The 26996-nt window shown below is 37.5% G+C and carries 24 protein-coding genes, 1 tRNA gene and 1 pseudogene; 4 read left to right on the plus strand and 22 right to left on the minus strand.

Going from position 1 to position 26996, the window contains the following annotated elements:
• Positions 1-126: 126 nt before the first annotated feature.
• The gene (sthA, locus tag V6E90_RS04685) at positions 127-1542 is read left to right on the plus strand and encodes a Si-specific NAD(P)(+) transhydrogenase (protein ID WP_004654041.1); all 1416 of its coding nucleotides are present in this window, start codon (positions 127-129) and stop codon (positions 1540-1542) included.
• Positions 1543-1621: 79 nt separating this feature from the next.
• The gene (locus tag V6E90_RS04690; RefSeq protein WP_332604655.1) at positions 1622-2095 is read left to right on the plus strand and encodes a DUF3465 domain-containing protein; all 474 of its coding nucleotides are present in this window, start codon (positions 1622-1624) and stop codon (positions 2093-2095) included.
• Between the two features lie 28 nt (positions 2096-2123).
• Here the strand turns inward: V6E90_RS04690 and V6E90_RS04695 are convergent, their stop codons facing one another.
• The 12 genes from V6E90_RS04695 to V6E90_RS04750 form a co-directional block, all read right to left on the minus strand.
• A complete protein-coding gene (locus tag V6E90_RS04695; RefSeq protein WP_332604656.1) occupies positions 2124-2537 on the minus strand; it encodes a hypothetical protein in 414 nt (137 codons plus the stop codon).
• A 51-nt stretch (positions 2538-2588) separates the two neighbouring features.
• On the minus strand, positions 2589-3041 hold the full coding sequence (locus V6E90_RS04700; protein ID WP_004654035.1) for an Mpo1 family 2-hydroxy fatty acid dioxygenase: 453 nt from the start codon (positions 3039-3041) through the stop codon (positions 2589-2591).
• A gap of 135 nt (positions 3042-3176) precedes the next feature.
• Positions 3177-3788 carry a septal ring lytic transglycosylase RlpA family protein gene (locus tag V6E90_RS04705; RefSeq protein ID WP_016539775.1) on the minus strand — a complete coding sequence of 204 codons (612 nt, stop codon included), beginning with the start codon at positions 3786-3788 and terminating at the stop codon, positions 3177-3179.
• Between the two features lie 289 nt (positions 3789-4077).
• A complete protein-coding gene (gene mltB / locus V6E90_RS04710) occupies positions 4078-5079 on the minus strand; it encodes a lytic murein transglycosylase B (protein ID WP_016539776.1) in 1002 nt (333 codons plus the stop codon).
• A gap of 19 nt (positions 5080-5098) precedes the next feature.
• Entirely contained in the window at positions 5099-6241 is a 1143-nt protein-coding gene (rodA, locus tag V6E90_RS04715) for a rod shape-determining protein RodA (RefSeq protein ID WP_016539777.1), read from the minus strand.
• A gap of 154 nt (positions 6242-6395) precedes the next feature.
• Positions 6396-7055 carry a hypothetical protein gene (locus tag V6E90_RS04720; protein WP_332604657.1) on the minus strand — a complete coding sequence of 220 codons (660 nt, stop codon included), beginning with the start codon at positions 7053-7055 and terminating at the stop codon, positions 6396-6398.
• Positions 7056-7088: 33 nt separating this feature from the next.
• Positions 7089-7904: an NADPH-dependent 7-cyano-7-deazaguanine reductase QueF gene (gene queF / locus V6E90_RS04725; RefSeq protein ID WP_016539779.1), complete on the minus strand. Its 816-nt coding sequence runs from the start codon at positions 7902-7904 to the stop codon at positions 7089-7091.
• Positions 7901-8674 carry an ABC transporter permease gene (locus V6E90_RS04730; RefSeq protein WP_016539780.1) on the minus strand — a complete coding sequence of 258 codons (774 nt, stop codon included), beginning with the start codon at positions 8672-8674 and terminating at the stop codon, positions 7901-7903. The genes queF and V6E90_RS04730 overlap by 4 nt, the downstream gene beginning before the upstream one ends.
• Positions 8671-9606: an ABC transporter ATP-binding protein gene (locus V6E90_RS04735; RefSeq protein WP_005204396.1), complete on the minus strand. Its 936-nt coding sequence runs from the start codon at positions 9604-9606 to the stop codon at positions 8671-8673. Before V6E90_RS04735 ends, V6E90_RS04730 begins: the two co-directional genes overlap by 4 nt.
• A gap of 134 nt (positions 9607-9740) precedes the next feature.
• Positions 9741-9816, minus strand: a tRNA-Arg gene (locus V6E90_RS04740).
• Positions 9817-9937: 121 nt separating this feature from the next.
• Positions 9938-10519, minus strand: a complete 582-nt coding sequence (locus tag V6E90_RS04745; RefSeq protein ID WP_332604659.1) for a hypothetical protein — start codon at positions 10517-10519, stop codon at positions 9938-9940.
• A 149-nt stretch (positions 10520-10668) separates the two neighbouring features.
• Positions 10669-11352, minus strand: coding sequence for a putative quorum-sensing-regulated virulence factor (locus V6E90_RS04750; RefSeq protein WP_262758697.1), 684 nt, complete (start codon positions 11350-11352; stop codon positions 10669-10671).
• 260 nt (positions 11353-11612) lie between these two features.
• On the opposite strand from V6E90_RS04750, the gene V6E90_RS04755 reads away from it, so the two are divergent.
• Both V6E90_RS04755 and glyA read left to right on the plus strand, forming a co-directional pair.
• Entirely contained in the window at positions 11613-12851 is a 1239-nt protein-coding gene (locus V6E90_RS04755; protein ID WP_332604660.1) for an alpha/beta hydrolase family protein, read from the plus strand.
• A 245-nt stretch (positions 12852-13096) separates the two neighbouring features.
• Positions 13097-14350 carry a serine hydroxymethyltransferase gene (gene glyA / locus V6E90_RS04760; RefSeq protein ID WP_005313196.1) on the plus strand — a complete coding sequence of 418 codons (1254 nt, stop codon included), beginning with the start codon at positions 13097-13099 and terminating at the stop codon, positions 14348-14350.
• Positions 14351-14405: 55 nt separating this feature from the next.
• Here the strand turns inward: glyA and V6E90_RS21835 are convergent, their stop codons facing one another.
• The 10 genes and pseudogenes from V6E90_RS21835 to V6E90_RS04805 form a co-directional block, all read right to left on the minus strand.
• Positions 14406-14600 carry a hypothetical protein gene (locus V6E90_RS21835; RefSeq protein WP_442881248.1) on the minus strand — a complete coding sequence of 65 codons (195 nt, stop codon included), beginning with the start codon at positions 14598-14600 and terminating at the stop codon, positions 14406-14408.
• 428 nt (positions 14601-15028) lie between these two features.
• The gene (locus V6E90_RS04765) at positions 15029-15967 is read right to left on the minus strand and encodes a hypothetical protein (RefSeq protein ID WP_332604661.1); all 939 of its coding nucleotides are present in this window, start codon (positions 15965-15967) and stop codon (positions 15029-15031) included.
• Between the two features lie 72 nt (positions 15968-16039).
• A complete protein-coding gene (locus tag V6E90_RS04770) occupies positions 16040-16978 on the minus strand; it encodes a hypothetical protein (RefSeq protein ID WP_332604662.1) in 939 nt (312 codons plus the stop codon).
• Between the two features lie 429 nt (positions 16979-17407).
• Positions 17408-17731: a hypothetical protein gene (locus tag V6E90_RS04775; RefSeq protein WP_016660594.1), complete on the minus strand. Its 324-nt coding sequence runs from the start codon at positions 17729-17731 to the stop codon at positions 17408-17410.
• A 20-nt stretch (positions 17732-17751) separates the two neighbouring features.
• Positions 17752-18603, minus strand: coding sequence for a hypothetical protein (locus V6E90_RS04780; RefSeq protein ID WP_332604663.1), 852 nt, complete (start codon positions 18601-18603; stop codon positions 17752-17754).
• Between the two features lie 140 nt (positions 18604-18743).
• On the minus strand, positions 18744-19643 hold the full coding sequence (locus V6E90_RS04785) for a hypothetical protein (RefSeq protein ID WP_332604664.1): 900 nt from the start codon (positions 19641-19643) through the stop codon (positions 18744-18746).
• A 374-nt stretch (positions 19644-20017) separates the two neighbouring features.
• Positions 20018-20503 (minus strand): hypothetical protein, encoded by a 486-nt coding sequence (locus V6E90_RS04790; protein WP_023269512.1) that lies wholly within the window; start codon positions 20501-20503, stop codon positions 20018-20020.
• A gap of 537 nt (positions 20504-21040) precedes the next feature.
• Positions 21041-21463: pseudogene (locus tag V6E90_RS04795) on the minus strand (RHS repeat-associated core domain-containing protein); the annotation flags it as partial.
• A gap of 615 nt (positions 21464-22078) precedes the next feature.
• On the minus strand, positions 22079-22336 hold the full coding sequence (locus V6E90_RS04800; protein WP_155762610.1) for a hypothetical protein: 258 nt from the start codon (positions 22334-22336) through the stop codon (positions 22079-22081).
• A 6-nt stretch (positions 22337-22342) separates the two neighbouring features.
• Positions 22343-26803 carry an RHS repeat domain-containing protein gene (locus V6E90_RS04805; protein WP_332604665.1) on the minus strand — a complete coding sequence of 1487 codons (4461 nt, stop codon included), beginning with the start codon at positions 26801-26803 and terminating at the stop codon, positions 22343-22345.
• Positions 26804-26996 lie beyond the last annotated feature (193 nt).

Consider the following 26996-nt stretch of genomic DNA (forward strand, 5'->3'; position numbering starts at 1 on the left):
CATGAAAAGTGGTATTCATTTTGAAAATGTAAATATATAAAAATATATAGTTGTGAAATACATCATCTGGCTGCATATTGGTTATCATATATAAAGCAAAAACGGTTAGAAACAAAGGAGCTTTGAATGCCACGTAAGAAAGAGGTCGTTGGTGGGAATATTGTTAAGTATGATGCAGTAATTCTCGGTTCTGGCCCAGCTGGCGAAGGCGCGGCAATGAAGCTTGCAAAAGCAGGTAAACGTGTTGCAATCGTTGATGTTCGTGATCAACTCGGTGGTAACTGTGCACACGTCGGAACAATTCCAAGTAAAGCATTACGTCAAACAGTTTCAAGTATTATTCGTTATCAACGTGATCCAATGTTTCAAAAAGTCGGTGAGTGGAAACAATTCACCATGAAACAGGTGTTACGTAACGCGCATAAAGTGATTCAACAGCAAGTTGATACACATACACGTTTTTATGACCGCAATAAAATTGAAGTTTTTCACGGTCGTGCCTATATACAAGATAAAAACACCGTACTGATTTTTGGTCAGGATGGCATTAAAGACACCATCATTTGCAAGCAAATCGTGATCGCAACGGGTAGTCGTCCATACCAGCCACAAGGTTTAGACTTTAATCATCCACGCGTATTTGACTCAGACAAAATTCTCGATCTCGATTATTCAATCCAAAAAATCATCATTTATGGTGCGGGTGTAATTGGTTGCGAATATGCATCTATTTTCATCGGGCTTGATCATAAAGTTGATTTGATCAACACTCAGCAAAAGCTTTTAAGCTATCTTGATGACGAAATTGCCGATGCATTGTCATATCACCTGCGTGAACAAGGTGTATTGATTCGTCACAATGAGCAAATTGATCGTTTAGAAACTTTTGATGATCATGTGGTCTTGCATTTACTCAGTGGTAAGAAAATCAAAGCTGATGCGATTTTGTGGTGTAACGGTCGTTCAGGCAATACCGATGGTCTAGGCTTGGAAAATGTAGGCTTAGTGCCGAATGGTCGTGGTCAGTTGATGGTCAATGATCAATATCAAACTGAAGCTGAAAATATTTATGCGGCAGGTGATGTGATTGGTTGGCCATCATTGGCATCAGCGGCGTATGACCAAGGTCGCTGCGCGGGTGCAAACATGGTGGGTGAAAAGAATGTGAAGCCAATCCGTGATGTACCAACAGGTATTTATACCATTCCAGAGATTTCTTCAATTGGTAAGACTGAGCAGGAATTGACAGAAGAGAAAGTACCTTACGAAGTAGGGCAAGCTTCTTTCCGTCATTTGGCTCGCGCGCAGATTACCGGTGATACTGTTGGTGAGTTAAAGATCTTGTTTCATCGTGATACTTTGGAAGTTTTGGGTATTCACTGCTTTGGTAACAATGCCGCAGAGATTATTCACATTGGGCAAGTGGTGATGCACAGTCCAAACAATACCTTGAAGTACTTTGTTGAAACCACATTCAACTATCCGACCATGGCAGAAGCCTATCGCGTTGCAGCGTTGAATGGTATGAATCGTTTGTTCTAAGTGCTAGATACGTTGTATGATCAAAATGCCAATCAATTTGATTGGCATTTTGCTATCTTGTGTTTGATAACAGGTCACTATGAAAACTCAAAAAAATAATCTGATTCTGGTTGCTATTGTTGTTTTAGCGGCAGCTTATTTTGGTCTGGATTTTAAGCAAAAACAAAATACCAGTAATTCTTCCTCTATACCCAGTGCAAGTAATGCTGTTGCTGCCGATGATCAAAACAAGATTATGCAAGCTTATCAGCAGCAGCGAAGTAATGTGCAGGTACAAGCGCAGGGTATTGTAAAAGCCATTTTGCCAGATGACAATGAAGGTTCAAGACATCAGAAAATGATTCTTAAACTGGAGAATGGTTTAACCGTATTGATCGCACACAACATTGATTTAGCGCCAAGAATTGAAGGGCTGAAAAAAGGCGATACAGTTGAGTTTTTTGGTGAATATGAATACAGCCAAAAAGGTGGGGTGATTCATTGGACCCATCATGATCCGCGTGGAAAACATATTGATGGGTGGCTGAAATATCAAGGAAAAATGTACCAATAATATAAGAGGGTTAAGGAGAAAGAATTATTTATTCATCCCAGAAATTTCGATCAAATGGTTTAAATTGAAGGGCATCTTTCTCTGAGATGCCAAATTCATTCATTAAATCGATATAAACTCTCTCAACATTTTCAAGTGCTGACTCTTCAATTGGACCATATATTTCACCATTTTTCATAATAAGTGCATAAATATAGTCAATTGAGCCGCCAAAACACACATATTCAATAAAAAGCCATTGTTTAACATGATTGATATTCATCGCGCTAAAAAGAGCTTTTATGTCATCTGGTGATGATGGCGTTTTAATTGATGGGGATAGCTTTATCCCAATGCCATGGAATGGATCTTTGATATCTTTCCAAGTAGTCCCGTCAATAGGATAAAAGGGGCTTTTCATTTGCTCGGTTAATGCAAAAAAACCTACAAATTGATATGACATTTAAATCCTATTCCTGAATATTCAGAGATTTGTTGCAAGATATGCGCTAAATTAGCTTGTAATCGCTGATTTTTGACGAAGTTTCCATTTAGGTAGGACTTTAGCTAAATAAGCGTCCATGCACCATACTGGGCCAATCAGAAGGAATTGTAAGTCTTTAAAGAATGACGGCTTCTTACCTTCAACTTTGTGCCCATAAAACTGCCCGATCCATGCAATCACAAATACGCCAATATAGAATCCGACGCCGACAGGTAAAATCACAATCAGCCACGCCATGACGGCTAATAAAGCAGCCATTGCAATCGCAAGTACGATGTCTAAACGGGCATAAAAAACTAAAGTTAAAACCAGCAATAGTGCGGTGAGTAAGGTGCTAAAGTGCGCCAGAATACCAATGATTGAAAAGAGAATGGCAGGCACACAGACCCAATGGATTTTTTTGTTGGTTTGGTTTTGGTGACTGTCACTATATTCGTCAAACCATTCGTCAATCGATTTCACAGCACACTCCTTGCAGTATTCATTTTTATTGATTCAATATACCGAAGAATAGGATAGGGCGTAAAGTATTAACAAATGTAATAGATGAAAATAAAAAAAGCCGCATAAGCGGCTTTTTAGTTGTGGTCTTAATGATTAAGAATTAGGACCATCAACACGTTCAATGCTCACATTACCTGTACCTGCGCTAGACATACCCAGTTGCTTTGCAGCACCATAAGATAAGTCTAATACACGGTTACCATGGAAAGGACCACGATCGTTAACTTTTACAACAACACTTTTACCATTGTCTTTGTTTGTTACACGGATATAACAGTTCAAAGGAAGGCTACGGTGTGCAGCAGTCATTGCATTCATATCGAATGTTTCACCACTTGCTGTTTTACGGCCATGGAATTGACGACCATACCATGACGCAACACCACTTTGGCTGAATTTACGAACGGTGTTCGAAGCAACAGTATTCAGTTTTTCAATCACTGAAGGCTCTTCTTCAGGGATATCGATCTTAGCAGCAATCGTTTGGCGACGGACTTTGTCACCTGAACTCTCAGTGATTGAAAGACTATTAACGTTAGAGAAACGAGAATTAAAATTTTGAGAATCTTTGCTTAGAACGCGGGCAGCCAAATTAGAACCTTCCACATCATTGGTTAATGATGAAGACTGTACCATTTCAGCATGTAACGGGCTTAAACTTAAGCCTGCCGTCAGCGCTAGAATATATTTTAGCGAAAACTGCATTGTATAAACTCCTAGAGAACATGCTTTTCTATTTCAATAAAAACACCTTGAAATATAGTGCACATGTCTAATTATTCACTTTTGCAATTACTTTATCTTGCGGCGATAATATTCATCGCTTACGAAGTGTGTCTAGTCTTTAACGATAAATAGTTACAAAAAGGGCAAAAACTTACAGTTTCTGGTTATAAATTAATCAATATTGTAACAATTTATGAATTTTGCCGAATATATGTACTTTTTAAATAAAAAATTTATTGACTTTTCATAATCTTGTAAAAAAGCTAGCCTATCGGCTAGCTGCTTCTGTGCCCAATAACCACACTGCAGTGGCATACATTCTGCTTCTGTTGTAGGTGGTAATCACTTGGAAATTTGGATAAGTAATATAGTAAATTGGACCAAATTGGTCTTGTAATTGAATAACATTGACTAAATCAAGGTCATCAATTTTTACCAAAGGGTCAAGTGGCGCAATCCCTAATCTTTTCAATTCACCATAAGGTGTTGGTTGGGTTAAATCCTTAGCAATCACGCTATCCGGATTGTTACCAGAGTAACGAGCAGGGAAGCCAATTGGACGATCGCGTTCCCATCCGTGCTGAGCTAAATAGTTTGCAATTGAACCAATCGCATCTGCAGCAGAGTTTCTTAAGTCAATATGTCCATTGCCGTCGTAATCCACACCTAACTTTTGGATATTACTTGGCATAAACTGTGGGTAACCAATTGCACCCGCATAAGAGCCTACAATGCTGTTAGTTGGATAACCTTCTTTATAGGTCCAAGAAATCAAAGCAGCGAGTTCGTCACTAAAATAGTCAGCACGGCGTGGATAACCAAAGGCAAGTGTTGCTAGGGCATCTCTGGTGATGAAAGAGCCTTTATTGGCGCCATAACCTGTTTCTACACCTAAAATGCCGAGAATCACCGATTTAGGCACACCGTACTGCTGTTCAGCACGATTCAGTACGTCTTCATATTGGCTTTTAAAACGTGCACCACGTTGAATGGTACCTTCTACTAGAAACATTGAGCGGTATTGATACCAAGGTTTACTTTCACCAGGACGAGTCATGATGTTTAAAATGTTGGGTAAATTGCGCGCACCACTCATGGCGGCATCAATCTGTTCGCCACTTAACCCGTAGGTTGTCATTGCTTTTTGTTTGAATGCAGGGTAATTGGGATGAGTGTAAAATTCATTGGCTTGTGCCCAATTACTACTCAAAAATAAACCAGCGCTTAAAGTTAAAAATTTAAAAGTTTTATTCAAAGTAGGAAGAAACATAAGTTTATAAAATTCCTCATTATCGATGTGTATGAATAGACATAACCAGTCCAAAAGTTGACATAAGAGTAATAATTGCAGTTCCGCCATAACTCATGAACGGCAAAGGCACACCTACTACAGGTAAAATACCACTGACCATGCCTGCATTTACAAATACATAAACAAAAAAAGACAAACCAAAGGCACCAGCAACCAAACGACCATAGTTATGGAAGCTTTGTAAGCCGATTTGGAATGTTCTAAAAATAATTGCACAATACAGAAGAATCAGCAGAGTGACGCCAATCAAGCCAAATTCTTCTGAATAGGCGGCAATAATAAAGTCAGTATGACCTTCTGGTAAAAAGTGTAGATGGGATTGGGTTCCCTCTAAAAAGCCTTTACCGGAAAAGCCACCAGAACCAATCGCTGTTTTAGATTGAATAATGTTCCAACCCGTTCCGAGTGCATCGGCTTCTGGGTTAAATAAAGTCAGAACGCGCTGACGTTGATAATCATGCAGTAAAAATTCCCATGCGATTGGAATAATAATGCCTGCAATACCTGCTGCGCCTGCAATCAATTTCCATGACAGCCCACTGAGGAACAGGACGAAAATACCACTGGCAAGGACCAATAACGACGTCCCTAAGTCGGGTTGTTCTGCAATCAGTAGAAAAGGAACAACAATCAGCAATAAAGACAGAATGACTTGTGAGAAGCTTGGTGGTAGGGCTTTACGTGACAAGAACCATGCCACCATCATTGGCATGCCAATTTTCATAAATTCACTAGGTTGTACGCTACCAAAGCCAGGAATATCAATCCAACGTTGCGCCCCCATACGGACTTCACCAAAAACCACCACAGCAAGCAGTGATAACACCCCAAATACATAAAAGTAGGGAGAAAATGCCTGATACACTTTTGGTGGAATTTGAGCCAAAGTAAACATCACCACAAAGCCAATACCAAAGCTCATGGCTTGTTTACTGACCAGCCCGACATCTTGCGCTGATGCACTATATAAAACAGTCAGGCCAAGTAAGGCATTGAGAATCAGAAATAGGCATAGCCATGGGTCGATATGCAGTTGTTGCCAACGAGAAGGCTGATTGGCAGTGCTCAAGCCATCACGAGGTGCTTGACGTAAAAATTTGTATTGCGGGCTTGGAGACATGCGATTCTAAATCAGGTAAATCAACGCTTCGCGAATGCTAACATAAACGCTGATTTAGACAATGCAAATTTAGAAATTGTGACATTTATAAGCGATTAATTTGGCATAAAAAAAGCGACGATTTGGTAATCGTCGCTTTCTTATCATTCTAAACTTATTTTTGTACCAAAAGTTGGTCGAAGTGCTTGGTAAAGACTTCAAGTTCCACTTGGTTTAAGCTCGGAATCAATTTTTTAATCACGATATGAACAGCAGTTTCTACGCCGCTGGTTGCAACGCTGGCTACGCCACGTTTCACCATACCTAGACCAAGGGTTTTGTTAAATTCAGTCATAAAGTGGTGAATCAATGCGTCTGCAAACTTTTTAAACTGCTGCGTTAAAGCATCACGTTGCTCTTTACCGTTTCCAGCAGCCACTTCTGCAAAGCTTTTTTTCATGTCATTGACAAGATTGTCTGGTAATACCGTACCGATACGTTGTTTACCATCATTATCAATAAACAAGCTTTTTTCCATGAATGCGAGTGATTCAAGCACTTGTTCATTAGAGGCTTTGCCTAAGAGCTGTTTCATTAGGGTTTCAACAATGCCGCGAATTTTAATCGCAAGACCTTCAGTCGTATCACGTTTGTCACTTGGTGGAAATTGTTGAACCAAGTGAACCAACATAGTGTCAATTAACTCATCAGTTAGCTGTAGAGAAATTTTGTCACGTAAAGGGTATTGAGGCTCTTTACTGTCACGGTTGGCTTGCGCAAGTTGAATGTCCTGACTCAAACTTGCTGACGGAAGAATCCCGAAATAACTGGTCATTGAAGAACGTCCTCTATATCAAATTTATTCGTTTTATTGTCGTGCCAAGCGAATTGGCTCGGGCATCCATGACAAATCTGATACTCGGCATGGGTTAATATCCAAGCCCCCACGGCGAGTATAAGTTGCATAGACCATCAGCTTTTCTGGCTTTAACAGTTGCCAAATATCCGCAAATATTTGCTCAACACATTGTTCATGGAAACCATTATGCTGACGGTACGAGATAATATAAGCTAAAATGCTGCGATAACAAGGTTTTTTACCTTGCAAACGAATAAAAACAGTGCCCCAATCTGGCTGGCCTGTCACAGGACAATTACTTCTTAATAAATGCGAGTACAACTCGATTTCGACATCGTCTTCTGTGGTTGTATCCAATTGCAACAAGGTTGAGTCAGGATGCTCTGATAAACGCTCAGGAATGAGATCATCAATACAAATCCCTTGAGGTTTAGATATCTCTAAATCATCAACTTGGAACAGTTGTAATTCAACTTTTGCACCAGCAGCATGGGATAAATCACGCTCAACGGTTTCAACAAAGGCTTGCTGAGACTCAAATTGAGTGAAGTTCATGCTGTTGAAATAAAGTTTTAATGACTTTGATTCAATTAAATTAGGTGAGCTGGCAGGTAAGGTTAAGCGACCAATTGCCACTTGCGGTAAACCAAGATGATTCAGCCATGAAATTTCAAATACATGCCACCAGTCTTTACCTTGAGTAATGCCTTCAATATGCGCATATTGTTGACGAGACTCAGCACGCGCAATTGGAAATAAAACATCTGGCTGATATTGAGTAGGGTATTGGGTATCTTTACCCAATAAAGAATGTTCAACACTCATTCACGCATTCCTGAACCACGAGCTAATAAATGATAGGCGATTGCATAAAGGACAACACAGCATAGCGTCACGATGCCTAATGATAAGGACACATTGACATCGCTATGACCTAAAATACCGTAACGGAAGGCGTTGACCATATATACAATTGGATTAACTAAAGACACGTTTTGCCAAAATGGGCTGAGTGCACTAATGGCATAGAACACACCACCTAAATAGGTAAGAGGTGTCAATACGAAAGTTGGGATAATTGAAATATCATCAAATGACTTGGCATAGACCGCATTGATGAAACCGCCCAATGAAAATAATAATGAAGTAATAATGACTGTATATATAGTCACAAATACATTATAAATTTCTAAGTGAGTAAAGAATAGGCTCATTATCGTGACGATCAAACCGACCAACACACCACGGCTAACACCACCAATCACATAACCCCATAAGATTAAGTGTAAGGGTACTGGGCTCATAATGAGTTCTTCAATACTTTTTTGGAATTTGGCACTAAAGAAACTTGAGGAAACGTTGGCATAGCTGTTGGTGATTACAGCCATCATAATCAAGCCGGGCACAATAAACTGCATATAGCTAAAGCCGCCCATTTCACCAATACGGGAACCCACCAAGTTGCCAAAAATCACAAAGTACAAACTCATGGTGATGGCGGGTGGAAGCAGGGTTTGTGGCCAAATTCGCATAAAGCGACGAATTTCTTTAACGACTAAGGTCCACAGGGCGGTTTGTAATTGACTAAAATTCATTGATCCGCTCCTGCAAGATTCTTCTCGACCATTTTCACGAACAATTCTTCTAAGCGATTCGATTTATTACGCATACTGCTGACTTGGATATTCTGTGACTGTAATAACAGGAAGAGGTCATTCATGCTATGCGCCTTATCCATGGTGACTTCTAGGGTAACCGGATCAATCAGATTAAATTTAAAACCTATAATATTCAGGTCGAAAGTTTCGATTGGTTCAGCTAAATCACAGATAAACGATTCTTCATTCAATTGATTGAGGAAACCTTTCATTGAGGTATCTTCCTTAATCACTCCGCGGTCAATAATTGCGATACGACGACACAGCATTTCTGCTTCTTCTAAATAGTGTGTGGTCAGGATGATCGATGTGCCATTTTCATTCATTTCGGTGAGGAAGTCCCACATCGAACGACGTAACTCAATATCAACGCCAGCAGTCGGTTCATCGAGGATCAGCAGTTTAGGTTCATGCATCATCGCACGTGCAATCATTAAACGGCGTTTCATACCACCTGAGAGCATACGCGATTGAATATTGCGTTTTTCCCATAAGCCAAGCTTTTCTAAATAGTGTTCAGCACGTTGTTCGGCCAACTTCTTCGGAATGCCGTAATAACCCGCTTGGGTCACTAAAATATCGAAAGTTTTTTCAAATTGACCAAAGTTAAATTCTTGAGGAACAACACCAAGACATTGTTTTGCATGTGAGGGATGGGTATCTAAGTTATGCCCAAAAATCTCTACTGAACCAGATGTTTTTTTGGTTAAAGAGCTGATGATACCAATCGTTGTCGATTTTCCTGCACCATTAGGTCCTAATAATGCATAAAATTCACCTTCAGGTACGGTAAGGTCAATCCCTTTTAACGCCTGAAAACCATTACGATAAGTTTTGGACAAACCGCTCAACACCAAAGCATCAGTCATAAACGTCTCACGTTGTTAAATAGATGGGGTATTTTGAGCGATATGAAAAAATAAACCAAGTAGAAAAATAGGTTTATGGCGTGTTAAAAACAGAACGATTATAAAAATAAGAGGATAGAGAGAAGGAGATGCAATGGTGCGCTCAGCGGGACTCGAACCCACGCCACAGGCTTCGGAGACCTGTACTCTATCCAGTTGAGCTATGAGCGCATGCGTGCCACATCATAGGCAAAAAACACAGGCAGGTAAATATATACCTTCCAATAAAGCTACTTCTTGTTTATTAAAACATCAATTTTATTCTCAACTTATCGATATTCTACATATCCAACTATAAATGCTGCACTGAATAATTGATCAATTTTAAAGTTTGATTGAGTTGAGCAGGTGGAATTCGTGATTCTTGCAGTGAGGTTATCCATTGCATTTGGCAGACTTTGAGTTGTTGTAAAGAACTAATCGACTGAATTTTTTGTATCAATGGGCGCGCCATTAGACCGCAATAGGTCGTGAGCGTTTGAATCATGACTTGCTGGATTTCAACAAAGGGTAATTTTTCTAATTCAATAATTTCAGGTTCGATTTCTGGTTTTAGTTCAGCCGCACTAGGTCTTGGTGCGATTGTTTCTTGTGTTATAACGGGCTCTGATGCTGTTTTGAGATCATGAACTTTTAATTCGGGTACTGGATTTGCTTTTTGAACGATAGGTGTTGCTTGTTCAGCCAGTAGACCCATATCAATCAGTTGTTGAACCAGTTCAGTTGGTGCAATCCTTTCCTTATAGTCTTGATCTAGTTCTTTAAAATCTTCATGGTCAATTAATAGCAGTAGACGACGTTGACGTGCAGTCAATGCAATACTGCGTTGTTGTAGGGCTGTTTGCCCAAGCTCGGTTTTAAAAAAATGTGACATCTCTTAATCTCCCCCAAATCAAGATCTAGACGGAGATTAAGATAAGGTTAAAAAATGACAATAATGTTAACAATTTATTAAATATCATTGCCTTGTTTAAAGTAAGTGGCAAATAAGCTAAAAATTGAGAACGTTATCCTTTATTTCACTCATTTAGTTTCTAAAGCTTTGCGTAAATACGGGTCAAGATCTTCCTGACGCATGAGCCATTGAATGTAATCAGCAGGGAGGTCCTGAATGGCAGTACCTTTATGTTTACCAAAAGTAATGCTTTTAGGAATACGGGCATCTTCAGATGCAAGATAAAGCTGTTCAATATTTTGAATGTTCAACTGATGAATGATATGCATCAGAATATTGGCGGTTAAGATAATGTCGGCATCAGCCCGATGTGCACCTTTCAACATTTCTCGTGCTTTATCACTGCCTTTTGAGATCAGGTAAATCAGGGCGGAAATATTGTGCGCTTCGGCATCTTCCCATACGTGACGTGCTAAGGCCAAAGTACAAATTGGTTTTAGTTTTGAGGTGTCAACGCCACAACGTGCAATAGCTGCAATATCATAATCAACGTTGTGCCCAATGATATAAGTCGTTTCAACAGGAAGTTGAAATTCATTATAAAAAGGTTGGTCTACGAGATCGGATTCTAAAATATGATGGACCGCCATGGCAGCAAATGAAATAGGCTGACCAACTTGGTAAAGCTGATCAAAAATTTGTTTTTTATCGAGACTGAGCTTTCCATTTTCAATTTCAATTGGGGCATAGGCAATTTCAATCGGCAACCCATTCAACGTATGTGTTTCAGTATCTAAAATGATTGCTTGCATAACATTGACCTAGCTTGAGTTGAGAATTTCAATATCTTACAAGAAATTCTTCATAAGCTGTGCTGAATAAGGCAGATGCAGTTTAGTTTTTTTTAAATTTAAAAAAGAGTTTGGCTAAAACTGCGCAAATAAACAGCAAAATAAAAAAATACTTGAACAATTTGGGATTTAGCGCATTCTTATGGAAGTATTTGCCTTCGTAAAAGAAATACTAAGTACTAAAATGAAAACGATAAAAATCAGGGAAACATGACATGAACATGAACATGAAATTATTAACGGTTGCACTGCTGAGCTCAAGTGTATTGCTTACCGCGTGTAATGGCGATGACGACAATATTTCGTTTGTACCGAAGCCAGGTATTCCAGAAAACAACATTAAAAATCCTGTGGTGGGTATTCCAGTTGCTTATACTAAAACAGACTTTAGCGCCGTGGCTGCTGAAAGTTCGGTCATGACGTATAAAATGTTAGGACAAAATGGCAAAGAGACCATGGCGACCTCACTATTATTTGTACCTGGTGGGCCAACACCTGCTGGCGGCTGGAAAATTGTTGCATGGGCGCATGGCACGACTGGCGTTGCTGATCAATGTGCACCAAGCCGAAATGCAACCAATATGTATATTCAAGGTATGATTACCCAATTTCTGGCAGCGGGCTATGTGGTGGTTGCACCTGATTATGAAGGTTTAGGTGAGCCAAGTGGTCGCGAGTTGCATCCGTTCCTAAATGTAAAAAGTGAAGCCTATTCGATTACCGATGCGGTGGTTGCTGCGCGATCTTATTTAGCAGGGCAAGGTAAATTGGTTTCACGGCAATGGATGACAGTTGGGCATTCTCAAGGTGGGCAAGCCGCATTGGGGGCAGCACAATATCAAAGCCGTGCTAAGCTTGACTATAAGGGGACAATTGCTGTTGCACCTGCCTCTAATTTAGCTGCAATTTTGGTGAATGGTAATGCGTCAGTTGAGAATGCACCTTTAGCGCAAAAAATTGCGATGTATGCCCAGCTAGATACATTTACCGCTTTGATCACTGCAGGTTTAAGAAATCTTGAACCAAGTTTTAATTACGCTAATGTTTTTAAAACTCCAACTGATTTGATAGCGAAACAGGCTGAATCAGATTGCTATGATGTATTAGGTCAGAAATTTGGAGCAGCGATGCAGGATTATGCGAGTAAAAACAATAATAGTTTAACCAATTATCCAAGAACACAAACCAATTTTATGGCTGTGCCTTTGGTAAAAACGTTCTTGGAAACTGATTCGCAGCCAGCTCAGGTGAAATTGGATCAACCAGTAGTAATTTATCAAGGAGCAAAAGATACAACGGTTCCTAAAGCTGCAACGGATGCGTTGGTATTAATTGCACAAAACAAAGGGTCAAAAATCCAGTACATTACCAATACTGAATGGGATCATGGCTCGGCGTATGTCTTGAATATAGGTGAGATTGTCAAGGATGTAAAAGCGGCGATGCCTGCCAATAATTAAGAGAAGAGAGAGTAGCCCGATTTTCCATTTTGCGAAGATTGGGCTTTTTCAATGTAAGTCTCTAAGATGTAAAAATGTATAAAAAATAGCTTGTTGATTTTGGCCTATCAAAACCCCTGCTAAGAATGAATAAAATTCACGAATAATTAAATAAATATCAATCTGTGAAACCATAAACTTCGTGCTACAATATGCACCAATCTTTAGCACGGCTTAAAAGCCCTAATTCATAGGACCCTCCGCTAATGTTTGCCAATATCTCTATTGCTGAATTTGATCCAGAATTAGCTCAAGCAATTGCTTCTGAAGGCGTACGCCAAGAAGCACATATCGAGTTAATCGCATCTGAAAACTATTGCTCACCAGCTGTAATGGAAGCTCAAGGATCAAAACTTACGAATAAATATGCAGAAGGCTATCCTGGCAAACGCTACTATGGCGGTTGTGAATATGTGGATGTGATTGAACAACTTGCAATTGATCGTGCAAAAGAGTTGTTCGGTGCAGACTATGCAAACGTTCAGCCACATGCGGGTTCACAAGCAAACTCTGCGGTTTACCTAGCACTTCTTAACCCAGGTGATACCGTTCTTGGTATGAGCTTGGCTCACGGTGGTCACTTGACTCACGGTGCTAAAGTAAGCTTCTCTGGTAAAACCTATAACGCTGTTCAGTATGGTTTAAATACTGAAACTGGCGAAATTGATTATGAAGAAGTAGAGCGTTTAGCGTTGGAACACAAGCCACGTATGATCGTTGCTGGTTTCTCTGCTTATAGCCAAATCGTTGATTGGCAGCGTTTCCGTGACATCGCTGACAAAGTAGGTGCATACCTTTTTGTTGATATGGCGCATGTTGCTGGTTTAGTTGCTGCGGGTGTTTATCCTAACCCAGTGCAAATTGCAGACGTAACAACGACAACAACGCATAAAACACTTCGTGGTCCACGTTCAGGTTTAATCCTTGCTAAAGCAAACGAAGAAATCGAAAAGAAACTTCAATCTGCTGTATTCCCAGGCAACCAAGGTGGTCCTTTGATGCATGCGATTGCTGCTAAAGCAATCTGCTTCAAAGAAGCAATGTCTGATGAGTTTAAAACTTACCAGCAACAAGTTGTGAAAAATGCACAAGCAATGGCTGAAGTTTTGATTGCACGTGGTTATGATGTTGTTTCTGGCGGTACAGAAAACCATTTATTCTTATTGTCTTTAATCAAACAAGACGTAACGGGTAAAGAAGTTGATGCTTGGTTAGGCTCAGCGCACATCACTGTAAACAAAAATGCGGTTCCAAATGACCCGCGTTCTCCGTTCGTAACTTCTGGTATCCGTATTGGTACGCCAGCCGTGACGACTCGTGGTTTTGGTGAAGCTGAAGTACGTGAACTTGCAGGTTGGATCGCAGACGTGATCGACAGCAAAGGTGACGAGAAAGTTATCGCTGATGTAAAAGCTAAAGTAGAAGCTGTTTGTGCAAAATTCCCTGTATATGCAAACTAATTTGTATATCTAAAAAAAGCGCCGTAAGGCGCTTTTTTTATGGATATTTGTTCATTTATGACTTAGCCAATAATATTGAGTGCATTCTTGGCTGCTGCAACAACATCTTGCCATTCGGGTTTTTCAATATACTCAGTGTCGAGTAAATAGGAACCATATTACTTGTATCAACAGGATTCCCATTCGCATAGATATAAGGATTCAATCCACCTTCAAGCCCAATGCGATCAGGTTCTACATAACGCCCCAAAGCAGGGTTGTCTTACGCAGCTTTAGCCGCTGCTCAAATTATGATTGTAGTGCTGCTTGGTTAGCTCATCATTACTCAAGCGTAGCTTTCGGCTTGCGCTCTGGCAGAGCAGTGCTCTGCTGATCCTCCTTCATGACCAGAGAAGCGAAGGTTAAACTTCACGGTCTGAACACTTGGAACACCTACACCAAAAGCCTTTGCGCAATTGCAAAGCTTCAAACGTTTTATTTATCATTGCTCATCCCAAGCCATCAATCAAACGGCATGGGGGCAGCGATTACAATCAAGTAGGTTTTGCTGGTTACACTAGAGCCATAAATTGCAAGGAAAGGTTTATCACTCATCCATACATATCGATCGATGGAACACCATCAGCAGTATACTCACCAATCAAGTGACTATACCTATTATAAACAGAATGAAAACATTCACTGTTCAAATTTACAATCCTTATCTTTTGATGGTTTTATACTATTTAATATTTGTAGGATGGTTAATCCATCATCATCTGATCTTATTTCAGAAATGATTGTCGAGTAGTATTGATTTTCATTAAATTTAAAAGGAATTGTTATAATATTTTTGTAGTATGGGTGCTCCTGGTCTGATAAGTTTAGTGTATTAATATTTATTTTCTGGAATTTAGTTTTAAGATTTTCAAAAAAAGGAAGAAAATCAATAGATGTATTTTTTTTAAGCTCTTCTTGCTGATGCGTTGTAGTGTTTTTTATTGTTATAAAACCAATTCTATCTGTTTTTTCAATTTTTGATGGTATATTCCTTATTAAATGGCTACTTATAGTAGTGTTTTCTGTATTTACTAATCCATTTATTTGAAGATTTTTTGGGATGGTAATATTGAAACAAGGATATAATGGGAACTCTGTATTATCAGTAGTTGATACTAATGTATCTAATTTGGTTATTATCTTAGGGGCAGCTAAGCTTTTTATAATATTGTTTGAAGTTTCCATATGTTCTTTTTTTATTTTGTAGAAAAATTGTATTGTGGTTGCAGGTCCACTATTTGAAATTAATAATTCCTCTCGTAAACAAACCTCTGTCTTGAGATTATTGCAAAACCAATAAGGGATTTTTACATTTGGTTGGTTGTTTAAATTAAATTCTTGATATTTTATTGGCTTCTCCAGTATGCTCTTATTGGGGAAATTGCCAATATACATATTTAGAATATTGTCATTGTTTTTGTAGAAGTAGTACAATTCAAAATCTGGTCCTACATCTTTTTTGGAAAATATATCATCAGGTGTAACTAATGATATATTATGTATATTTATTGTTTTAGCTTGGATACCAGCAGAAGATGCTAGAACAATACTAGATATTATAAAGATGTTTTTTTTCATAAAATTATTCACTGTTTACCTTTTAATATATCAATCAAGTGACTGTACCTATTATAAACAGAATGAAAACATTCACTGTTCAAATTTACAATCCTTATCTTCTGATGGTTTTATGCTATTCAGGATTTGTAAAACAGTAAGTCCATCATCATCAGCCCTTATTTCTGAAGTAAATATTGAGTAGTATTGAATTTCTTTGAATTTAAAAGGTATGGTTATAGTGCTTTTATAGTAGGGGTTTTTGGGATCAGATAGGTTTAAAGTTACGATATTTGAATTTTTAAAGTTTGATTTAATTTTTTCGAAAAATGGCAGGAAATTAATTTTCATGCTTGTTGAAATGTTGTCTTCTTTTTCTATTTTTGAATTTTCGATTTCTATAAAACCAATTTTTCTTGTTTTTATATTTCTAGTTGTTGTGTTTCTAATGGTATGTTCGCTAATATTATTTCCATTAATATTTAAGATGGTGTTTATTTCAGTATTCTCTGGGAGGGTAATATAAAAACAAGGGTGTAGTGGTAACTCAGTATTATCCTGTTTAGATGTTATGGTAGATGGTTTGTTTTTTATTGGAGGTGCATCTAAACTTTTTATGATGTTGTTTGCAATTTCTAAGTTTTTTTTGTCTATTGCATAAAAAAATTGTATTTTAAATCCTGGGTTTTCTTGATTTAAAATAGATAATTCTGTGCGTGAGCAAATTTTATTTTCATCACATTCCCAGTAGGGTATTTCTATATTCGGTTGTTTTTCTAAGTTAAATTTTTTGTATGTTAGTGGTTGTTCTAAGATACTTTTATTTGGGAAATTACCTATATACATATTGAGGATGTTTTCATTGTTTTTGTAGAAATAATAGACTTCAAAATCTGGGCCTATTTTTTTATTTAGATAAATGTCTTCAGGTAATTCAAGAGAAATACTCTCAAATGTTATTTTTTTTGCATAGGCATTTAAGGATGTAAAACTAATGATAAAAATTATGCATAAGTAAAATTCGATATTCATTTTATAAGCTAGTTCCATTGTTCTGATTTATCAGATCTGTTATAAATCAAGAATAAACCCACCTTCAATTCTACGTAATGCACTAAAGCAGGGTTGTCTTACACAACTTTAGCTGCTGCTCAGGCACTGGTTGTAAGTGGATTATTTGCTTGTACGTTAATTTTTAGCTTTGGACTTGCACATCTGAGAGTTATATAACTGAATAAAAAAGGAATAACCTTGTTCAGCGCAACCGTTGAAATATGAATTAAACGTAATTTATATGTAAATAAAAGCTTAGCTACACGTTTTTAACGCTTTATGTCAGAATTGTTGTTCCATAAGGTTAGCTAAAATATCACAATGAATTAAGATCGATTCATCTGGAGACATCTCATTTATATATTCAAGCCAATAGTTTCAACTGCCTTTGAAATTTAAAAGTAATATTCACCCAGCTTCACACCAAACTTCAACATCAATATTGTCTGATCGAAATTGTAGTGATACTTTTGCTAAAAGTAAATTAGATTTCTTATTCGGAAATCTTATGCTTATATCAAAGTCAGGCTTTCCTATTCTTAAATTTATATGGTAGAAAATGCTTTCTACACCGTCAGGTAGTCTGGAAACTTTATTGATTTCATGTATTTGAGCATCCCATAATAATGTGGACTCTGATCTCAAATTTTCCCTAACAGTGTTTAAGATCAATCGTTCAATTTCATTTATCTCGCCTAAACCATAAATTATTTTTTTAAACCAATTAAGCATTTATCTTTTCTCCATGTTTTTTAACTATTTTCTTTGATGTACGATAAAAAACATTCTTGATAAAATTCAAAACTCATTTTTATATAAAATGCAGTGGTGTCGCACTGTAAAAATAACCATTTTAAAGCTGTTTCTGGGTTGTTTTCTTGTAGGGCAGATAGGAAATTGTTGTTGTAGTAAATAATACTGCTAATGTTGGGGAGTTCAATTCTATTTAATGTGAATTTATGGGATTCTATCAATAGAAATCCATTTATAAATATTGGAGAAGGAGGCAGCCTTTTATAGTTTTTTATTTCTTGGTTGATTTGTTTGGCATTAATGATGATTGATAAATGTGTGTCTTTCTCTATTTTTTTTGTTAATACAATTTCATTGTTCTTTTTATTGTAATTGAATTCATCTCCTAAAAAATAGAATAATATTTTTGCGTAAATTTCTCCATTTGTATCGTTACTTTTTAATATCTCTTTAATTTTTTCATCACCTTTTTTATTATTATCCCAATATTTTTTGAAAACTTCTTTTTGATTTTCTTGAAATATTTCTAAGTAATTGTCAGGGATGTTTTTTATAAAATCAAATCTATTTCTTAAGTCGGTGATATGTTCGTTAGAGAATAAATCCGTAGTTTTGCTGATACTGTAGGAATATTTAATTATTTCATTAAAATAAATATTAATTCTATCTTCCATGTTCTTTTTAATGAAATATATTTCGTTGTTTTTATATTCGCATAGAGTAAAAGCTTGCATTAATAAATGATTACTTTTGTCAAGATAAGAAATTCTCAATGCTTTTTTTAGCATTTTTTCAGAATTTTTTAACAAAAAAATGTTGAAATATTTTTTAAATAAGTCTTCTTGATTCATTTTTTTCCTAAAACTTAAAATGAGGGGGTAAACCCCTCATCTCAGATATTATCTTAAGGTATTGCAGGAATAAATCCTGGTAAAGCAGGAATTTAACCACCACTATTAGAGTTGTTATACTCAGAGTGTTGATTTTTTGTTTATAGTTTGCATTTTTCACTTTCTATGAAGTTGATAGAATTTAATAAAGTTAACAATGCAAAAGCATCCGTGCTATAACGAATATCTGCTTTAATTAGCGAGTAGTATTCATTGTTTTTGTAATTAAATGGTATTAGAAAGGTATTTTTGTAGTATATTGGGTCTATAGATGGGTTTTGGCTTGTAATGGAAATTCTTTTAAATTTATTTTTTAATTTAATGAAAAAAGGTGAAAAATCAATATGTTTTGATTGATTTGTGGTGATTCCAGCATCTGTATTATCCTTTGTGTCAACTTTAAAAGTTATAAAACCTATTGGGTTGATGTTTGGGTTTGTTTCAATGTTTTTTATAATAAAATTATTTTTTATATCTGTATTTGGTGATCTTCCAATAATTTCCATGTTATTTAAAAGGTTGATTGAGAAACAAGGGTTTATGAAAACTTCAGATGATTGGCTTTTTGCTTGAAATTTAAAACCATTGTTTATAAATATTTTTCTCTCGCTTGAGAAGCTTTTTATTATGTTATTTACAATTTCTTTATTTTTATTTGAGGTTTCGTAGAAAAACTGTACTTTATTCGGGAAGTCGATATCATCAAATGTAATTTCTAGTACAGAGCAAATTTCTTCTTTATTTTCTATACAGTTCCAATATGGTATTTTTATGTTTTTATATTGTGTTAGAGGTGTTTCCGATAAAGCTGAAGATCTTTCTATGATATTTCTATTTGGGAAATTTCCTATATAGAGATTTAATATGTTTTCTTTTTTTGTGTTATATAAGTTGTATATAGTAAAATCTTCTTCGTTGGTTTCTTTGATGTATATATCCTCAGGGATCTCTAGAGAAAAGTTCTTGAAATCAAATGTTTTCGGGTGAGTTGGATTAGCCAATAAAAAAACATTAAACATGTAATCTTTATAAAATGATGACCCGCCATGGTTTTAATCTCTTTTACGTTGTTATTTTATCATTTTTAGGGCTGTATTTCCATTTCTTAAAATATATGCCCAAGATTGGTTGGTTACTACACCTCGTTGTGTGTTACTTATAATATCATTTTCCCATCTAGGATTCGCAATCGAGAATGGGCCTCCTTTCGGTGTGTGGTAAGTATCATAGTCAAATCTCCACTTCGTATTGAATTCTTTAACATATTCAAATCTTTAACGCTGAAAATTTAATTAGGAAAGGGGAGGTTAATGTAAATTCAAGGAGATTAATTTTTGCTATCATACTAAATTTTTCAATTTAAAGATTAGTATATTTAAATTTCTTTAGCTAAATTTTCAAAAATCCTTATTTTTTGAGTATAGTTGTTTAAAATGCTTTCTAGTGTAGCTGAAAAAGGCTCTACCATTTCCGGAAAACTACCATCATTATTTAAATACCTAAAAGGAGGGGTGAAAATTTTTATTACTATGGTCTGCGATAATGGTAGATTAATTGATATTTTTTTAAAATTAAGCAAGCTGTTTATTTTTATATTGTTTGGTGTGATTTTTATATACTCTTTTTGATAAAATAATATAAAAATATTGTTATAGATGAATAGGGCCGCTTCTTTTTTTTGAAGTGACCAAGTGTAAAATGTGAAGTAAAATCCTAAAAGTTTCTCTTTTTTTTCCTTCACTTCATCAAATTTACATTTTTCTATTTTTTCCCCTTTTAATTTGTAATATGTATTTTTACCATACATATTGGGAGGGATGTTTAATATAAAGATTTCTTCATTAAATTTAGATGCTTTCATAAAATATACCTTTATTTTGAATAGGAGGGATTACCCTCCTATATGGATTACAAAAGACTATTTTTTATTTGGGTCTTTGTTTGTTGGGTGTCTGTTTAAATTGTCATATGTATTTCTAACTTCACCAAAAAAACCATTACCAATGATAATATTTGTATAATATTTATTTGTTCTCATAGATCCTTCAATAATTTCTTCAGAGGTTTTGATTTTAGATAACTGTTCATATGATGATATATGCCAATTGCCCAAAGGTTTAGCTAATGGACCCCTGTATTCTAATTTTATTGCATTTCTTAAAGCTACAGCTTCTTCTGCTGTTTTAACTACATTTCCTATATTTTTAACTTCTAACACATAGCCTATGCGTCCTAACGCCCCAAGAAATGATAGTCCGCCATCGAATAACTCTGCACCTCTCATTTGGTATGATCCTTCGTAAAATGAATTATATAAACCAGTGCCAAATTTATATCCAGGCCACCAATCATACATTGTTTGTTCAAAACTGCTTGAACATTTGCCACCAATACAGTCTAAACCATTTGGATCAACACTATTAATAGGATTCCCATTCGCATAGATATAAGGATTCAACCCACCTTCAAGCCCGATTGGGTCAGGTTCTACATAACGCCCCAAAGCAGGGTTGTAGTAACGATTATGATTGTAGTGCTGCTTAGTTAGCTCATCATAATACTGACCAGGGAAGCGAAGGTTAAACTTCACGGTCTGAACACTTGGAACACCTACACCAAAAGCAGTACTGTCCCAAGCCCATACAGTTGTTGAGGCGTCCGCAGCATCAATCAAACGGCGCGGGGTATTTTGCGCATCGGTGACGATCCAGTATGTTTTGCTGGTTGCACCAGAGCCATAAATTGCAGCGACAGGTTTATCACCCATCCAGACATATTCAACCAGTGGCACACCATCAGCGCTATATTCACCAATCAAATGATAGTTTAAAAATGAAGATTAATCCTATTAATATAATAATTTTTTAAATTAAAAAATAATTTTGCTTAATAGTGGTTTTTAAATTTAACATAGCAGTATTTTATATGGAACAATAGATAACTAGTTGGCTGAATTTTAGTTAGCATAATTTAGTCTTTTATCTTTTTCTCATAGTTTTTTCTCTATTAACTAAAGATAAAATCCAAGGGTTTTGGTTGTTATAAAATACCTCAGAAATGGGCCGCTCTGGTGCAGTTTCAATTAAACGAACTAATTCATTAGCTAATCCGAAAAAACTATCATTTCCAAATAAATTTGCTAAAGAAATAGCTTCTTTAATAGTTGAAGGTTATTGAATTTTCTCAATTAATTCTTGAAATTTAGATACATATTCATAACTATTCTTGTCATTTAAAATCTCTTTTTCACTTGGGAACTTTCCCATACTTATCATTTCTGTAATACATTTCTGCATTTTAACACCTGTTATTTATGTATTTGTTAATTGTACCGTAAAAAAGCCAATGATTCCTGTAGTAGAAAACATTGGCTTATACAGTCTCAGTCTAGTTATAATGAATGTGGCTATTTTAATGGGAATTTATTATAGCATGTTTACTCATTTAGCCTGTTGAGAGGGTATAGCGAAGTAATATCCTGATCATTCAAAACAACTTTTATCTGTTCGAAATCAAAGTAAATATTTATTGAATTTTTGTCAGCTCCTGTAATCTCAATTGTTTTTTCATTGCTTGTATAAGTGAATACAATGATTGATAATGGTGTGACTTCATAAGTTAACAGCCAAGGTTCTATTACCAAAGTAACAATTTCTTTACTATCATTTTTGTACGAGAATATATGTTTTTCCATGATCATTTATTTTCCTGCTAATTTTAAAATATTGTTCATTAATGCAGCTCTTGTTAATGGGGTTGGTGTAACTAAAACTTTATCCTTAGGGGTTAGGTTAGCAATTCTAATATAAAAGTCTCTCATTGTTTTTATATCATTTTCAGGTATCTGTTTTAAAATAGATTTGGCCTCGTAAGGTGTCATAAACATTGATCTTAATAGTGCATCGTTTGGTCTAGATCCCCATTTTATGATGTTTTTGCCTGCATCTTGGAATGTTAATCCACTTTCTGGTAGAATTTTAGGCATATTTTTTTCTAGTACATATAGTTGACTTAATGTATTTTTATTAACTCTTGCTATATCAACGGATAAATCGGCCAACTTAAATAATTCATCTATTTTCGTTGTAAAACCTAATTTAGGCAATGGCGCTAATGTTATAACATCATCTGCAAAATTATAAGCTATTCTATCAGTAAAATCCCCTCCAGAAGCAGAGTAAAAGTTCTGACCATTTTCGACCCATTCACCTTTTGAATTTACATAGGCATATAAACCGCTTGGATCGATAGCATCCACTGGATTCCCATCCGCATAGATATAAGGATTCAATCCACCTTCGAGCCCGATCGGGTCAGGTTCAACATAACGCCCCAAAGCAGGATTGTAGTAGCGATTATGATTGTAGTGCTGCTTGGTTAGCTCATCATAATACTGACCAGGGAAACGAAGGTTAAACTTCACCGTCTGAACACTTGGAACACCTACGCCAAAAGCAGTACTGTCCCAAGCCCATACAGTTGTTGAAGCATCCGCTGCATTAATCAAACGGCGTGGCGTATTTTGCGCATCAGTGACGATCCAGTATGTTTTGCTGGTTGCACCAGAGCCATAAATTGCAGCGACAGGTTTATCACCCATCCAGACATATTCAACCAGTGGCACACCATCAGCGCTATATTCACCAATCAAATGACTATTTTCATCATAAACATACTGAACAGCATTGGCTTTCCATGCTGAACCATTGGCTTGATCACCACGAACAGTCCGCTCATTTTTGTGGTTATAAGTCATATAGTACTGAGGAGCTGTTGCTGCGCCGCCTGTGGTTTTATCCTCACGGCGATTACCTGCATTGTCATAGGTTGGAGTAAATCCACCATAGATCAATTCGGCATTGGCAGTATGTGTAACTGCTGCACCTGCAATAGTCGCTAACTTATTGCCTGTATATGTATAGGCTACACTCGCCTGAGGTTGCTGATGTGTCCCTGTCGCGGCAAGACTTAAACGGTTACCATTTTTGTCATAAGTATAGGTAATCCCGAAAACATTGGTGCTGCCATTAACACGAGTTTCAGTAAGCAGGCGATCCGCATTACTATAACTAAAGCTATCAACCAAACCATTATTACGAGTGAGCTTGTTAACACGACCATCGTTATCAAAAGCATATGCCAAGCTGTAGTTGACAGCACCCGCATTATTTTTATTGCTAATGGACTGAACAGCACCATTCTTGACCGCATCATAGCTCCAAGTATAACTTGCGGCCCCAGCACCCCAGTTCCAACCTGTCATTTGACCGCCTGCATCGTACGTGATTGCACGAATCAGCGCAGCGCCATCTAATGTGATATTGGTGAGTAAGTTCTTCTTGGTCGCATCATAGCTATACGCCAACTTACGCCCAGAGGGTAAGGTCAAACTACTTAATTTATCACCAACAGTATAGGCATAAGCGACAGCTAAGCTTGGTTTGGTTCCTGTCCACGTGGTGATGGTCTTGTTGGTTTGAGATTTACTGATGATACGGTCATAAATATCATAGCCATAACTGGTATCTACGCCATAAGCCGTATCATTAGAGCTGACTTTATCCAAGCGACCAAAACGGGTCTGGTCATAAGCAAAGTTCAGATTGCTCAACAGGTTGGCAGGTGTTGTTGTGGTCGAATGCGTACAAGCTGTTTGCCCAACACGTGCCAAAGCATCGATATTCAGATTGTCACATTTACGTGTTCCGTATACCGACTGAGTCAGTAGATCTGCTTCATTGTAGCTATAGCTCTTGGTGCCATAATCGGTATTGATCTCTTTGGTTAAGACTTTACCATTGCGATAAGCATAGGGATTGGTTCCTGCATTTAAGGCATCAAGTGCTGTGAGTGTATTGTCCTGTAGGTCATAGGTCTTTTTATCAATATTGCCAAGGCCATCGGTATGGGTCAGGACACGATTTAAAACATCATAAGACCATTTTTCGGTAATTCCCAAGGCAGAAGCCGTTTGGGTGAGATTCCCATTGAGGTCATAGCTGTTCGTGACCCAGTTTTTAGCGGCATCTGTACCACTGACGGTTTTAAGGGGACGGAAATTGGCGTCCAATGCTGTGGAACTTTGATTAAAGATCGTTGCACCGGTACTATCGGTCAGTTTTTCTAAAGCAACGATCCCATTGCCGTGATAGCTCTTATTGAGCAAACTGCCATCTGCTAAGGTCGTTTTAATGAGGCGTCCAGCTACATCATAAGCATAGGAGGTTTTTTCGCCATCGGGATTGGTTTCCGTACTTAAGCGCTTTAACGTATCATAGGTATAGCTGGTGGTTTTACCTGTGATGGTCGTCGTCGCAGTTCCTGTGCCTGTGGTTTTGCTGGCAACAGTACCATCCGCATTATAGACAAACTTATCGACTAAGCCGGTTGGGTAAACAATACGTTCAGGCTGACCAAGCGCATTATAACCGACATAACTGGTGGTACGGGTTGTACCGTTTACGACCTGAGATTCTGAGGCCTTATTGCCGTATGCATCGTAGCCAAAAGTCACCTTATCAATCGTGCCTGTACGTGGCCCATCCACAGTCGAAACCAGACCATTGCTCAGATAGGTATAATCTGTGGTTTTGGAGGTGCTGCCAGCCTGAGATGAACTTAGAACAGATTGGGTAATCTGCCCAACTGTGTTAATGCTGTTGGTTTGAGTCTGATTGCCGCGTTGAATGCTTGACGGAATATCAAATGCCGTACTGTAACTTGCGGTTGTGGTACGGGGGGTGGTTGAGCCCACAGCTTCGGCGAGAGAGGTCAGGCGATTATTGACATCAAAACCCAGTGTGGTTTTATTACCATTCTTATCTACAACCTCACTGAGGCGGCGAATTTTCTTGGAAAAAACCAGATTCTTGAGCGGTTTGCCGTTATAACTCAAGCACGGAAAGCCACTGGTCGAATTATAGAACAGGCGATTAGAACCATCTGTGCTATTGGCCAAACTAAAGACTTCAGTTGCAACCGAAGCGGTGGAAGGGTGTGGGCCCGAAAGTGTCAGCGTACCACCATCTACATTTTCATTAAAACGCAATGAGGCGTAATCTAAAGCTTTATCGCTATAGCTGGCGATGCTATCAGCCGTTGTCTCCCAGTTAAATAAGGCCTGTCCAGATTTGGCGTATTTACTTAAGATCGGCAGAATGACCCCAACATCTGTTTTGGCTCTGTCTTTAAATAAGCCATTATGGGTATAGTCTGTATAGGTATAGTCTTCAGTACCATTAGTTGTTGATACCACTTTTACTAATTTAGGCAGATTTTTTGTCGTACTGTTCCAGACTACAGGCTGAATTACATAGCTATAATTGGCAATTTGTTTATTCAGTGTATTTGGAGAAGATTCAACACTGCTAATCATGCCTTGCAGTTGTAAGCCCAATGGCGAGGTATCAGACCCTGTCATATTATTTCGGCTTATTTTCAAGCTATTGCCGCGATTGTCTGTAACGCCCGTCAGCAAATAACCTGCAACGGCTCCAGAACGAGAGACTGGAGAATAGGTCATATTGATGACTTTGCCACCAGGATATTTGACCTGAGTCGCTTGGAAATTCTGCAACAGTCCTCTTGAACCTGACAGTGCTTGGAAAGTAATTTCTACACCGTTGATGTTCACAATGACCGAGAGGTTATTGTCGGTAATTTTGTACTCGGTATCCGTGGTAATCGGTACCAGACTCGGATTGGACATTTTAATCGAGCCATCACTTTGTTTGGCAAAGGTCATGGGTAGGCCACCACCAGGCATATTTAAGGTATAAGCCTGAGTACCAATGGTATTTAAACGGAAATCATAATTATGACTCCAACCCACGCCAAAAAGTGCTCTGACTTCCAGATAAGTCACAGCAAATGCTTCATCGAGGACTTTGGCATCATTTGAGCGGTAGCTCGGATTAAAACCTAATTGCAGCGCGGTTTCATAGCTTCGGGTAAAGGCTAAGGGTCCAGTAATATCGGTACTGCCCGTCGTAATTTGTCGGGAGATTGCATTGATCCCAGGGGTACAGGACTGAACATTTTGGGCTTGTGCGGTCAATGCGGTGAGTCCATAGCGCTCATCTTGATAAGCGGCATGGGTATAGATTGAGGAGACTAAAAAGGGGGTTGCTAACATGTGCAGCAACAGCTTATTCATTTTCATATCATTACCATCTTATAAAAAATTATTGGTTTTCATTATTTGAAACACGGATAAAAAAACACCGTATTCATAAAAAGAATCATGGGAAAGCAGGTGAAATATCACGATGCCTGCCATGCTTCTTTAAATTCATTTTGTGATGAATAAGTTGTGAAATACATCAATGCTGTTTCTTGAGCGACAAACTGTGACG

The organism is Acinetobacter sp. ESBL14 (genome assembly GCF_036668815.1).
Classification (GTDB): Bacteria; Pseudomonadota; Gammaproteobacteria; order Pseudomonadales; family Moraxellaceae; genus Acinetobacter; species Acinetobacter gyllenbergii.